This is a genomic window from Blautia sp. OF09-25XD (assembly GCF_003482095.1).
Lineage (GTDB): Bacteria > Bacillota > Clostridia > Lachnospirales > Lachnospiraceae > Fusicatenibacter > Fusicatenibacter saccharivorans.
Genome location: NZ_QUMG01000025.1, coordinates 21,925 through 35,564 on the forward strand (window position 1 = coordinate 21,925; position 13,640 = coordinate 35,564).

The window sequence follows — 13,640 nt, forward strand, 5'->3', positions numbered from 1 at the left end:
TGAGGATAGATTTTTTAACCAGCCCTCGTGCATTTATGCGAGGGCTAAGCCTCGCAGAGCGAAATACACCCATCGCACAAAACTTCGTTTTGTACTCTGTGTATTTCGCCCTTGCAGGGGGCTATCACGCCGGATACGGCGGTGGGTTCGTAAACGGACACCTATATGTCCACTCACATTGGCATTAGAAGTGAAAGAAAGAGTTGCAGGAGCAGATTGCTGTATTGGATAGAAAAGCAGGGAGGATGAAATCAGAGCTTTCAAATGTGCTTCAGGATGCAGACTATGCAAATGCTTCGGAGTTTTATACCGAGCTATTCATGGTTCGTGAGGAGAGGCAAAGGTATGAAGAGGCTTGTAAGGAATGGCAGCAGAAGTGTGTTGAGGTGGAACTTGTAGCGGTGAAGGATAGTAAGTATTTTGGGGACGTAATTCCGATTAGCAGGAATAGAGGGCGATAAAGTAAGGCGATGCTATTAGTGAATCTGATAGCATCTGTGTAACTACATAGTGACAATTTTGCATCTTCGAAGTGGTAGTCTATGCAAAATATCATCGAATTGGATGAAAAAGGAGAGAATTACCGCATCCTTTGGGGTCTGGTAAACGGAGGCAGACCGACCAGTGAGCTGCCGAGTCACCTGATGAACCATGAAGTGAAAAAAGGCGTTACCAATGTTTATCATGCACATACCACGAATGTGATCGCACTGACATTTGTACTGCCGTTGGAGGATAAAGTATTTACTAGAGAACTCTGGGAGATGGCGACCGAGTGCCCGGTTGTATTTCCTTCCGGAATCGGTGTAGTAGGATGGATGGTGCCGGGCGGCCGTGAGATCGCAGTGGCGACAAGTGCCTGATGAAAGAATATGATGTGGCAATCTGGGCGCATCACGGCATGTTCTGCTCAGGGGAAGACTTTGATCTTACATTCGGATTAATGCACACCGTAGAGAAATCCGCGGAAATCCTTGTAAAGATGCTGTCCATGAGACCGGATAAAAGACAGACAATCTCACCTCAGAATTTCAGAGATTTGGCGAAAGATTTTAAAGTAACTTTACCGGAAAAGTTTCTATATGGCAAATAATGTACATATCACATATTTGGCGTATCAGAAGCATGAAGCATGTTTCGATATTCCATAGGCGTACATCCGTATTTCTTGCGGAACAGCTGAAAGAAAAAGCTGGTATTCTGATATCCGACGGCAAGGCTGATATCATTTGTGGAAAGTGCGGTGCTCCTTAACAATTTTGCCGCCTGAGAGAGCCGGTGTGTCTGGACCAGCTCTTTGTAAGTGGTTCCGGTATGCTGGCGTATGTAGGCAGAGAGATAGTTTGGGTGCATATTAAAAAACTCAGCTGTAGAAGAAAGGGTACAGTCCGCAAAGTTTGTTTCGATATATCGGAGTATGGTATAAATCTGATCCACAGAGGCGTGATCTAGAACCATACCGTGCTGGAACAGATTGATCATCTCGCAGGTAATCAGCGTAAAAAGACTGTCTAAAAAAGGTCCGGATGTTACGGACGGAGAATAAAATTCACAGAGAAACTGGTTGGCAAGATCTGCCAGCCGGTTTTGTTTTTGTTCCGGGGAAAAGACAATATACATGCTTTCCTGCATCGTGGTGTTCAGAGCCTCAATGAAAAAGTGTGTAAGGTAATTATCCTGAGACAGGCGTTCAAAAAAAGTACCGTTCAGATATTCGCGCGTCAGCAGAAAATTGATGATAATATCATTTTCTGAACATCTTTTGACAGAATGAGGTGCATTCTGGCTGATCAGAACCATCTGCCCGGCTTTTAGCCTGAATGTAGTCTTATTTATCGTCATTGTGCAGGAACCAGAATAAATATAACTCAACTCCAGCCACTCATGGATATGCAGAGGTACGTTTTCAAAACGATCCTGTTTTACAACAGCGAAGTTGTAATAACTCGGAAGCACTTTCTTTGAAAGAAATAAAGAACGCAGATCTTCAAGGTTCGTATCAAAACGGTAACAGGGTGTATCAAACTTACCTCTGGCAACAGGAAATTGTGAATAATCTTTCTTTACACCATTCAGACGCTGGGTTTCTTCGGTAGTGTGCTGCTTCAGAAATTGATTCAATGCAGATAATGTCATCATATATAATCTCTCCTTTTCGAGATATGAATGAACTGTGATTATAGTCATCAGCAGTTTATTTAACCTGTCTAAAATATACCATATTGGGGGCAAAGGTGTACAGAGTAATCTCGGATATTTATTAAGTTTGGTCGGTAAATCACTTATGTTTCGTTGATGTAATTTTAGTCTGTATAAAGTAAGATGTCAGTAAGAAAAGGAGGCATAGGTTAGGATGAAGATATTTTTTGCAGTAGTGGTGATTGTTTTATTATTTGTAATCGGTGCGACATTATATGTCTATAAAAAAAGTGCCATGTTTTTGCCGGCACTTCTTGGCATCTGCGGATTTCCAAAAATAAAGGAAAGCAGCTATTACGATGAAAACGGACATTTCCGTCCGGGAACGGGGGAGGACAAAGTTGGATTTTTCATGCAGCATCCGGTATTCGGCGGTTTTAAACATATGTTTTTCAATGTGGAGGACAACGTGCTGAAAGCTATTGCGCCTGTAAAGTATAAGGATTTTTTAAAGGCGCCGGGCCGTGAGGAACAATTGGATGCAGCCTTGGAATCTTTCAATTATCTAACCGGACTTGTTGAGAAAGGTCAGGCAAGGCTGGTGTCGGATCTGTATCCTGCGGAAGCAGTGAAGGGTCATCCGTACAGGTCACATCTGACGGGAATGTTTTATCAGGACAACAGGGAAAACCACTTGCCATTGTAGTTCCGGGAGGCGGATTTATCAGTAATGTAACTGATTGCGAGGGGTATCCTGTGGCGATGAAGCTGCATAAAATGGGATATTCTGTTTTCGTCGTAAGTTATCCGGTCGGCAGACAGCTGGGTGAGACAGAACAGGTAAAGCAGGGACAGGCTGCCGCGAGGGAACTGACACAAGTGATCCGATATCTGACGGAGCATCAAAAACAGTTTTCTGTAAACATGGATGATTATGCCATCTTTGGTTTTTCAGCAGGAGGACTTATGACCACGGCGTATTCATTTGCCAATTATGAGGACTGCTGCCACAAGAATCATCTGCCAAGACCGAAGGTGATCTTCCCTATGTATGGTCTGGACTGGAATATCAAAGCTTTGCAGGAGGACAAGGGACTGGCGGTATTTTCTATCGTAGGGCGGGATGATGAGTTCGGTTTTGCAAATGTGGAAGATAAACTGCCGGAATTAGAGAAGGTACTGGGCAAAGAAAATGTGTCGGTCAGAATCGTTGACGGACTGGGACATGGATTTGGAATAGGAAATGAAACAAAAGTGAAAAACTGGCTTCAGGAAGCAGTCATCTTCTGGGAAGCCCACAGATAGGAACAGATAAGAATTTATTTAAGGAGGATTTCATAATGAGCAGCAACCTGAAAGAATTGATCAGACAGATGACACTGGAGGAAAAAGCAGGACTATGTTCGGGAGCGGATTTCTGGAACACGATGGGAATCGAAAGGTTAGGGATTCCTTCCGTTATGATGACAGACGGCCCGCACGGCTTGCGCAAACAGGAAGGCGCGGCAGATCATCTCGGCCTGAATAAAAGTGTGAATGCAGTCTGCTTTCCGGCAGCCTGCGCCACGGCATCCAGCTTTGACGTGGAACTGATGGAATGTATGGGACAGATCCTTGGGGACGAGTGTCAGGCTGAGAACGTGGGCATGCTCCTCGGCCCTGCAGTTAATATCAAACGCAGTCCTCTCTGCGGAAGGAATTTTGAATATATGTCCGAAGATCCATATCTGACAGGAAAGATGGCGTCAGCATATATCCGGGGCGTACAGTCGAAAGGCATCGGAACCAGTATGAAACACTTCGCCGCGAATAATCAGGAAACAGACCGTATGCAGATATCGTCGGAAGTATCGGAACGGGCTTTCCGGGAAATTTATCTGCCGGCTTTTGAGGAGGCGGTGAAGAAAGCGCAGCCAAAGACTGTGATGTGCAGCTACAATAAGATCAACGGAGTATTTTCTTCAGAGAATAAGAAGCTTCTGACAGATATCCTGCGGGATGAGTGGGGATTTGAAGGATATGTGGTCAGTGACTGGGGAGCTGTAAATGACCGGGTGAAAGGACTGAAAGCCGGTCTTGACTTGGAGATGCCGGGATCAGGAGGATATAATACAAGAAAGATTATTCAGGCAGTGGAGAATGGAGAACTGGAGGAAGAAATTCTTGACAGAACGGTGGAACGCATACTGAAAGTAGTCTTCTCCTACACAGATAACAGGAAAGCGGAGACTGTATTTGACAGGGAAAAGGATCACAAAGCAGCGGCAGATATCGAAACAGAGTGCGCCGTACTTCTGGAAAACAGGGGAGTGCTGCCGCTGAAAAAAGAACAGAAAGTAGTCTATATCGGGGAATTTGCAAAGAAACCGCGATACCAGGGCGGGGGATCGAGTCACATCAATACGGACAGCGTAGTGTCGGCTCTGGAAACTGCGGTGAGAAAAGGCAGGGCAGTGGAGTACGTGAAAGGCTTCTCGTCAGAGCGTGACGAGATGACAGAAGAGGATCTGAAACAGGCGTGTGAAGCGGCAGCGGGCGCAGATGTAGTTGTAATCTTTGCCGGACTGCCGGACAGCTTTGAGTCGGAAGGATATGACAGAACATCCATGGAACTGCCAAAGTGTCAGAATCGCCTTATAGAGGCTGTGGCTGAGATACAGAAAAATGTGGTAGTGGTTCTTCATAACGGAAGTCCCGTAGAAACTCCATGGGCGGAGTCTGTAAATGCCATTCTGGAGATGTATCTGGGAGGAGAAGGCATTGGGGAGGCCAGCGACCGGCTGTTATTTGGGGAGGCAAATCCAGGAGGACGTCTGGCGGAGACGTTCCCATATCGTCTGGAAGACAACCCGAGTTACCTGAATTTCCCTGGAGATGGCAGGACTGTTCTCTATGGAGAAGATATCTTTGTCGGATACCGTTACTATGATGCGAAGAAAGTACCGGTGCGCTGGGCATTCGGCCATGGACTGTCATATACGGAATTCAGCTACAGCAATATGAAACTCTCTTCTGCGGAAATGAAAGATGGAGATATTCTGAAGGTGAGCATTGATGTGGAGAATACAGGGAAGAGGGCAGGAAGTGAAGTGGTTCAACTCTATGTCAGTGACAAGGACAGCACGGTGCCAAGAGCAGTGAAAGAACTAAAAGGGTTTGCGAAAGTATTTCTGAATCCGGGTGAGAAGAAGACGGTTACAATGGAACTTTGCGCGAGAGATTTTGCTTACTACGAGACAAAGATTCACGACTGGTACACTCCGTCAGGTACATATGAGATCCAGATCGGGCATGCCAGCGATGAGATCAGAGAGGCTGCAGAACTTACATTTACTACTGATGTGCTGCTGCCGTTCACTGTGGATATGACCACTACAATGGGGGAATTGATGAACCACCCGAAGACAGCAGGGAAAATGATGGAGTATCTTGAGGGGATATCACAGGGAGAAGAACCTAAGAAAGAAGATGGGGAGGTACAGCTTGTGACTCCGGAAATTATTGCGCAGATGCCGCTGAAATCATTTTTAAGCGTTATTCCGGGCGAAGCGATCGAGCAGATGATCGTGGAGTTAAATGCTCTGTGTCAGTAGTGGGAGGAACGGTTGGCTTATTATTGGATGAAAAAGTATCAGCATGAAAATGAGGAAGAATTATGGGCAAGATTTATGCGGCAAAAACAAATCATATCACAAACCCTTTAGGGTTTTATCTGAAACCGTTGGTATTTTCATGGAAAGTGAAAGGCGGCAGAGGACAGGAACAGAAACATGCAAGGATTGTGATCAGCAAGAACAAAACCTTTACAGATATCTGTCACGACACGGGGGAGGCAGAGCTGGACAGTCTCTCTGCAAGAGTGGAATTTGAACCGCAGCCGTATACAAGATATTACTGGAAAGTTATTGTGACAACAGATGCAGAGGAAGTGATCGAATCAGACACGCAGTTCTTTGAGACCGCCAAAATGGATGAACCGTGGACGGGCAGGTGGATTACCTGTGACAGCAGTCAGGAACGGCATCCGATTTTCTCAAAGAGGATTCGTCCGGCAAAAGAAGTGAAAAGCGCAAGACTGTACATTTGCGGCCTGGGATTGTATGAGGCATATTTTCTTGGGGAAAATAAAGAAAATCCTAAGAAAATCGGTGAAGAGTATCTGACTCCGTACTGCAATAATTATGACCGGTGGATCCAGTATCAGACGTATGACATCACAGAACAGGCAGAACGAGGAGGTGTGCTGTCTGTTCTTCTCGGAAACGGTTGGTATAAAGGCAGGTTCGGTTTCAATGATCCGGAGCGGGAAGCATATTACGGTGACGAGTGGAAGCTGATTGCGGAGATTCACATAGAGTACAAAGACGGAACGAAAGATGTGATCAGTTCTGATGAAACCTGGTCAGTTACAAGAAGCAATTTGTGGTTTTCCAATATCTATGACGGTGAGAGAAGAGATGATACGCTGCCGCCGGTAGAGGAGTCTCCTGCGCGGATCGCAAAGGTTCCGAAAGGCCGGCTTATGGAACGGTTATCTCTTCCAGTTAAGGTACAGGAGGAGATGAAGCCGGCAGAGCTGATCCATACTCCTGCCGGAGAAGAGGTATTTGATCTGGGGCAGGAGATCACGGGGATCTTCCGGCTGCGGGTGCATGAGCCGGCGGGGACAACTATCAGGATTCAGACGGGCGAGGTGCTTCAGGACGGATGTTTCTACAACGAGAATTTAAGAACTGCACTTTCGGAGTACATTTATGTTTCTGATGGTACAGAAAAGGTGATTACGCCTCATTTTACATACTATGGTTATCGATATGTGAAAGTGACCGGGGTTAGGGACCTTTCGTGTGAGGATTTTACGGCGCTTGTTCTTTACAGTGATTATGAGAGCATCGGGGCAATCGAGACAGGGAATGATCTTGTGAACAAATTAATCTCCAATATCGAATGGGGAATGAAAGGGAACTTTCTGGATGTGCCTACAGACTGTCCCCAAAGAGATGAGAGGATGGGCTGGACAGGAGATACACAGGTATTTTCCGCGACTGCAAGCTATCTGGCTGATACCTATGCGTTTTACCGAAAATATTTATACGACCTGTATCAGGAACAGCTTCTGGCGGGCGGAATGGTTCCGGAGATTGTCCCCACATTCGGACCGACAAAATGTTCCTGCGCATGGGGAGACGCCGCATGTATCATCCCCTGGAACGTATATTTGTTCAGCGGGGACAAAACAATACTCGAAAACCAAATTGAGAGCATGAAAGCGTGGGTCGATTATATCCGGAGAATTGATGGAGACCATCATGGATGGAGACAGGTTTTCCATTATGGTGACTGGCTTGCTCTTGACCGTACAGGTGCCGCTGCGAACAGCGTGTATGGAGCGACTGATGAAGCATACATTGCAGACATCTACTACGCGGCAAGTGCACAGATTGTTGCAAAAGCAGCAGAGGTGCTTGGACTGGAAGAAACGAGACAGGAGTATCAGAAAATCGCAGACCGTCAGTGGCAGGTCGTGAAAGAAGAATATTTTACTGCTACAGGCAGATGTGCGGTGAAGACGCAGACAGGGCTTATTCTTGCACTGAAATATCATCTGTCTGAAAATGAAGAACTGACAAAGCAGATGCTGCAAAAGCTTCTCAGGGATAATAAAAATAAATTAAATACCGGGTTTGTAGGAACCCCGCTTCTGTGCAATGCCCTGACTGATCATGGAATGACAGACGCGGCATACCGGCTGCTTCTGAATAAGGAATACCCGGGCTGGCTCCATGAAGTGAAGCTGGGAGCAACAACGGTGTGGGAGCGTTGGAATTCACTGGATGAGAGCGGACATGTCTCCAGCACGGGGATGAACAGTCTAAATCATTATTCTTACGGCGCTGTATTGGAGTGGATCTTCCGTCATGCGGCCGGGATTGATGTGACGGAACAGAACCCGGGAGGCAGGGTGATGCGGATCAGCCCGAAAGTGAATAATGGACTGAAATATGTAAAAGCTGTTTATGATTCGGCAAGCGGATGCTATCAGTGCGGCTGGGAGATATCAGAGGATAATAAAATCACGGTCACTGTTACGGTTCCGTTCGGCGGAAGTGCAGAAGTGGTTCTTCCATATGCGTCGGAATCTGTATATGAAGATAAAGAAAATCCATTATTTGAAGAGGTGGAAAATGGAATCTGCCGTGTGAGAGCCGGAGAATATGAAGTCGCTTATGAGGCGTCACAGCCTTTAAAGAAGAAATACAGCATAGACTCGACAATGGAAGAACTGCTGAACCATCCGGATATCCGCGCGTTTCTTTCTCAAATGATGGAAGTGGATATGATCCCCGATATTGCATATGGGCTTTCGCTTAGAGATGTCGCGAAAACATTCGCAGGAGAGATAAAAAAAGATGAGGCGCAGATGCTGGATGCGGCACTGGCAAAATTCTAATCAGGAGGGTTGCTATGGAGCTTATAAGGCTTAAAGTAAACAGTCAATATAGACCATGCGTGGACGAAGCACCTTATTTTTCATGGGTAATCACTAGTGATGAAAAGAATGTGATGCAGACATCCTATCATATCACAGTGAAAAATATGGACGAAGTAATGTGGGATTCTGGAATGGTAGAAAGTGATAAAAGTATTTTTGTGGAGTACTCCGGGAAACCATTACAAAGTCTCAGTGACTACAACTGGACAGTGGAAGTGACAGTTAATAACGGAGAAAAGGCGGCGGCATCCTCATCCTTTGAGACAGGATTTATGAAGAAAGAATGGACGGCCGAGTGGGTGAAATCTCCGTTTCCTATGAAAAAGGTAAAACCCGGAACCGGCGGGCAGAACCCGGCAGAATATTTTCGCAAAGAATTTGATGCACGAGACGGCATAAAACGAGCGCGCGTTTATGCCACCTGTCACGGAGCATATCAGCTCAGCATGAACGGAATGCGTCCGGATGACAGAGAGTTTGCGCCGGAATTTACCGTCTATTCTAAATATCTGTGCTACCAGACTTATGATGTGACCCCGTTTTTGAGAGAGGGAGGAAATGTCATAGGAATGCTGGTGGGGGACGGCTGGTATGACAGCGCGAACTTTAAACCGAGAAGCAGGAAGTTTAAAGCCGAACATTCTGTGTTATTTCAGATAAAGATTGATTATGAAGACGGAACGAGTGAAATGGTGCTGTCAGATGATACGGTGAAAGTTTCAGAAAGTCCGATTCGTTCATCAGATCTGTTTGCAGGTGAACTCTATGACGCACGGATGGAACAGGAAAACTGGAACTGCTGCGGATTCGATGACAGCAGCTGGAAAACCGGTATTCCATGCGGAAAAATTTACGTGAACCTGGTGGCTCAGTACGGGGAACCGGTGCGCCCGGTAAAAGAAGTGCCGGCAGTAGGAATGACAGTTAGCCCGAAAGGCGAGACGATCATTGACTTTGGACAGAACTTGGCAGGTGTTCTGCGGGTAAAAAGCAAACTGCCGGCCGGAACAAAAATGGTATTAGATCATTTTGAAACTCTTGATCAATATGGAAACTATTTCAACAATATTTTCATGTCAGAGAAAACAGGGCACAAGCAAAGTGATATTTATATCTCAAACGGGAAATTCACAGAATACATACCGCATTTTACATATCATGGATTCCGCTATGTGAGAGTGACATGCGATCAGCCGGTGAGCCCGGAGGATTTCACAGCGATTGTCCTGTCTTCTGACAATGAGGATCTGGGAACATTTGAGACGTCCAACGAAGATATAAACCGGCTTTACGAAAATACAAGATGGTCTCAGCGGTCGAATCTGTTTTCAATCCCCACGGACTGCCCGCAGAGAGAAAAAGGCGGATGGACCGGAGATATCCAGATTTATGCAAGAACAGCCATGCTCAACGAAAATGTAACCCCATTTCTGACAAGATGGCTGCGTAATATGACCTTCAGTCAGCAGAAAAATGGGGCAATCCCCAATGTGATCCCCCTTACCGGAATCTATGAATTACTGGAGAAACTGAATCGGATCGTATACCGCAATTTTGAACCGGTGGGAGAAGCAGGATGGGGAGATGCCGCCTGTATCGTACCGTGGAGCATGTATCAGCTTACAGGAAATATCAGGATACTGAGAGAGCAGTATGACACAATGAAAAAGTGGTGCGACTATATCATCAACACTGCAAAGAAGCGTAGAGGCAAGATGAAACATCCAAAAGAAATTGACCAGTATCTGTGGAATACAGGACATCAGTACGGGGAGTGGCTCATACCGAGCCAGACAGTAGACGGAGCAGACCAAAGCGCTGCAAAACTTATCAATACTTCTACATACTGCGCGCCAATTTTTGGATGGAATTCCTGCCGGATCATGGCAGATACGGCAGCACTCCTCGGGCATACATCAGACGAATTATACTATGATGACATTGCGTCCAGAATGAAATCTGCCATTCAAAAAGGAATGATCGATGATGATGGGAAGATGCCTCTTGATTTTATGGGCAGTTATGTGCTGGCAATCGCATTTGATCTTGCTCCTGAAAGGAAGAAAAAAAGTATCGCTGGACATTTGATCCGCAAGATAGAAGAAAACGGGGATTGTCTGGATACAGGATTCCTGACGACACCGTATCTGCTGGATGCACTCTGTAAGATCGGCAGGATGGACAAGGCATATAAAATCCTGCTCCAGACAAAGTGCCCGTCATGGCTTTATGAGGTGAAGCAGGGAGCGACAACAATCTGGGAAAATTACATTTCTTACAAGGAGGACGGGTCTCCGGTTATGACAAGCCTGAACCATTATGCCTTTGGATGCGTGGACGACTGGATGTTCTGGAAGATAAGCGGCATTGATATGGCTGCTTCCGGATTTAAGAAGATTGTGATTGCGCCGGAGACGAATAATGCGTTTACAAGTGCAAAACGTACCTATATGAGTGAGTACGGTAAAGTAGGGGCAGAGTGGAGTATGGAAGAGGGGAAATTTAAATTGAAAGTGGAGATTCCCTGTAACACAACTGCCACTGTAAAACTGCCGGATGGCAGATTGTATGAGGTGGGGAGCGGAATATATCAGTTTGAATAAAAGTATCAAAGGAAATAAAATGACAGTATTTGTGAGAACTGACCGGCAAAAGCAGACGGTCAGTTTTTCTTAATACGAAAGTTGAAAATAATACGAGGAGTTTAGGATTATGAAAAAGAAAATATTGAAGATTACCTTAAGTGTCGTTTTAATTTTGATTCTGGCTGTGGGTCTAGGTCTGGCATATTTAGTAGGGGCGGCAGGCGGTGGTGGACCGTTTGATTTTGTTTGGAAGAACAAACTGAAAAAAATGCCAGGAAACGCAGAAAAATACAGTCTGGAAAATATAGAACCGTTAGAAAACAGCCCTCTTGGAGGGAAGCGCATCTGCTACCTTGGATCATCTGTAACATTAGGTCTGTACTCAATGGATGTTTCTTTTGCAGATTATATCTCTTACAGAAATGGCTGTGAGTATGTAAAAGAAGCCGTCAGCGGCACTACTTTAGTAGATAACGGAAAGACGTCTTATATCCAGAGGATGAAAAATAATATCGGTACAGATGAGAAATTCGATGCATTTGTCTGCCAGCTTTCCACGAATGACGCGTCGAAGGAAATGCCGATAGGAGAACTCAGCCGTTCAGAAAATTTGGAAGATTTTGATACACAGACGATAACAGGAGCAATGGAATATATCACTGTATATGCAAAGCAGACATGGAATTGTCCCGTGATCTTTTATACTGGAACAAAATATGACAGTAAACAGTATCAGCAGATGGTAGATGTATTATTTGAGCTTCAGGATAAATATGGAATAGGCGTGATCGACCTTTGGAATGACGAGGAGATGAATGACGTTTCTGAAAAAGAATATGAAGTTTATATGGCAGATCCGGTTCATCCGACGCAGGCAGGATATCTGGAATGGTGGACGCCTAAGATGGAAGAATACTTATATCAATTTTTAGAAAGATGATTATTATATTAAGTTTCGTCGGTAAACCGCTTATATATCGTTGGTGATTTGCCCTTTGGGATTATTTATAATTGAATCAAACAATGAAAGGACGGATAACGAAATGGAAAATGCAGTTACAAAAAGAGAAAAAATCAGTTATGGTTTGTATTTTATGGGACAGAATGTATTCTATGGACTGATAGGATATATGACTACATATTTTACAGATATCGGCATAACGGCAGCATTGGTTGCAATCGTGGCGCTGATCACGAAAGTGTGGGATGCCATCAACGATCCGATCTTCGGTATGATCATGGATAAGGTAAATTTTAAGAAAGGGAAATTCCTGCCGTGGCTTCAAATATCTGTCATAGCGATTCCGGTGGCGACCATTCTTCTTTTTACAATACCTACCGGGATTCCCATGATGGCTAAAATCATATGGGCAACACTTGCTTATATGTTATGGGATACAGCCTATACCCTTTGTGATGTGCCGATTTTTGGTATTGTCACCACGATGACAACGGACCAGAAGGAACGTATTTCACTAAACAGTATAGGAAGGATGTTTGTTATTTTTTCAGGTATTGTTACAGGAATTGTCCTGCCGTTGGTACGGCAGCGGTTAGGCGGCTGGGCGACAACAGTAATTGTGTTATCTCTTTTGTCAGTTGTTATGATGATTCCAATCTGTCTGTTCGCAAAGGAGAGAGTAATTGAAAAAGAAAGAGCACTGGACGAAGGGGCAGAAGATAGTTATACGTTGCGCGATATGGCAGAATGTCTGCGAAAGAACAAATATTTATTGATTTTCTTTGCGGCTCCGCTCATCAGCAGCCTGCTTAATGTTGGTGCAAATTGGGGCTTATATGTTGCCCGGTACTGCCTTGGCGGTGAAGAAGCTGCCTCATATGTTTCGATGACGGTGATTATTCCGACCTTAATCGGTGCGGTTATGGCAGTAGAATTATGCAAGAAATATGACAAATTTAAAGTCTTCTATATTTCATATGTTTTCGCTTTACTTCTGGGAATTGTAAGATTCATGGCCGGGTATGAGAATATGACGGTGTATGTGACTTTAAATGCCTTAGGAGGAATTCCGCTGGGAATAGCAGTTATACTGCAGTATCAGTTTACGCCGGACTGCTACGAGTATGGACAGTACAAGACAGGATTAAAAATGCGTGGTGTAACGTTTGCAGCGCAGACATTTTTTACAAAATTAAATGGAGCGATCGCAACAGCAGTCAGTGTGTTTGCGTTAACTTTAATCGGCTTCCGGGAAGGAGAAGGCGTTGTTCAGGCGGCAGGATTTGCCGATAAATTATGGACATTCAGCTGTCTTGGCAGCATTATCGGGGGTATTTGCACTCTGCTTATGCTTCGCCTTTACAAGCTTAATGACCATGATGTCCAGCTGATGGCAAAATGCAACAATGGTGAGATTAGCCGTGAAGAGGCAGAGTCACAGATGATCAATCAGTATTAAGAA

The 13,640-nt window shown here is 45.0% G+C and carries 9 protein-coding genes and 1 pseudogene; 9 read left to right on the forward strand and 1 reads right to left on the reverse strand.

The window, feature by feature from the left end; all coding sequences use genetic code 11:
* Positions 1–224 precede the first annotated feature (224 nt).
* Both DXA93_RS16440 and rhaD read left to right on the forward strand, forming a co-directional pair.
* Positions 225–461 carry a hypothetical protein gene (locus DXA93_RS16440; protein ID WP_118700810.1) on the forward strand — a complete coding sequence of 79 codons (237 nt, stop codon included), beginning with the start codon at positions 225–227 and terminating at the stop codon, positions 459–461.
* 90 nt (positions 462–551) lie between these two features.
* A pseudogene (gene rhaD, locus DXA93_RS20770) lies at positions 552–1,093 on the forward strand (rhamnulose-1-phosphate aldolase); the annotation flags it as partial.
* Positions 1,094–1,101: 8 nt separating this feature from the next.
* Here rhaD and DXA93_RS16450 read toward each other — a convergent pair.
* Entirely contained in the window at positions 1,102–2,139 is a 1,038-nt protein-coding gene (locus DXA93_RS16450; protein WP_158565064.1) for an AraC family transcriptional regulator, read from the reverse strand.
* Positions 2,140–2,353: 214 nt separating this feature from the next.
* Here DXA93_RS16450 and DXA93_RS18040 point away from each other — a divergent pair, with 214 nt between their 5' ends.
* The 7 genes from DXA93_RS18040 (at position 2,354) to DXA93_RS16480 (ending at position 13,637) form a co-directional block, all read left to right on the forward strand.
* Positions 2,354–2,845, forward strand: a complete 492-nt coding sequence (locus DXA93_RS18040) for a hypothetical protein (protein ID WP_199605767.1) — start codon at positions 2,354–2,356, stop codon at positions 2,843–2,845.
* Positions 2,846–2,862: 17 nt separating this feature from the next.
* Positions 2,863–3,444 (forward strand): alpha/beta hydrolase, encoded by a 582-nt coding sequence (locus tag DXA93_RS18045; protein WP_330415199.1) that lies wholly within the window; start codon positions 2,863–2,865, stop codon positions 3,442–3,444.
* Between the two features lie 35 nt (positions 3,445–3,479).
* Positions 3,480–5,732 (forward strand): glycoside hydrolase family 3 C-terminal domain-containing protein, encoded by a 2,253-nt coding sequence (locus tag DXA93_RS16460; protein WP_055267527.1) that lies wholly within the window; start codon positions 3,480–3,482, stop codon positions 5,730–5,732.
* A gap of 62 nt (positions 5,733–5,794) precedes the next feature.
* Positions 5,795–8,590, forward strand: coding sequence for an alpha-L-rhamnosidase (locus DXA93_RS16465; protein WP_119208806.1), 2,796 nt, complete (start codon positions 5,795–5,797; stop codon positions 8,588–8,590).
* 14 nt (positions 8,591–8,604) lie between these two features.
* Entirely contained in the window at positions 8,605–11,235 is a 2,631-nt protein-coding gene (locus DXA93_RS16470; RefSeq protein ID WP_119208808.1) for an alpha-L-rhamnosidase, read from the forward strand.
* Between the two features lie 109 nt (positions 11,236–11,344).
* Positions 11,345–12,157, forward strand: coding sequence for an SGNH/GDSL hydrolase family protein (locus DXA93_RS16475; RefSeq protein WP_082426248.1), 813 nt, complete (start codon positions 11,345–11,347; stop codon positions 12,155–12,157).
* Positions 12,158–12,260: 103 nt separating this feature from the next.
* The gene (locus DXA93_RS16480; protein WP_055267533.1) at positions 12,261–13,637 is read left to right on the forward strand and encodes an MFS transporter; all 1,377 of its coding nucleotides are present in this window, start codon (positions 12,261–12,263) and stop codon (positions 13,635–13,637) included.
* Positions 13,638–13,640 lie beyond the last annotated feature (3 nt).

Coding starts and splice junctions, on each gene's coding strand:
- DXA93_RS16450 (WP_158565064.1), bottom strand. CDS start 2,139: ATGATGACATTATCTGCATTGAATCAATTTCTGAAGCAGCACACTACC.
- DXA93_RS18040 (WP_199605767.1), top strand. CDS start 2,354: ATGAAGATATTTTTTGCAGTAGTGGTGATTGTTTTATTATTTGTAATC.
- DXA93_RS16460 (WP_055267527.1), top strand. CDS start 3,480: ATGAGCAGCAACCTGAAAGAATTGATCAGACAGATGACACTGGAGGAA.
- DXA93_RS16465 (WP_119208806.1), top strand. CDS start 5,795: ATGGGCAAGATTTATGCGGCAAAAACAAATCATATCACAAACCCTTTA.
- DXA93_RS16470 (WP_119208808.1), top strand. CDS start 8,605: ATGGAGCTTATAAGGCTTAAAGTAAACAGTCAATATAGACCATGCGTG.
- DXA93_RS16475 (WP_082426248.1), top strand. CDS start 11,345: ATGAAAAAGAAAATATTGAAGATTACCTTAAGTGTCGTTTTAATTTTG.
- DXA93_RS16480 (WP_055267533.1), top strand. CDS start 12,261: ATGGAAAATGCAGTTACAAAAAGAGAAAAAATCAGTTATGGTTTGTAT.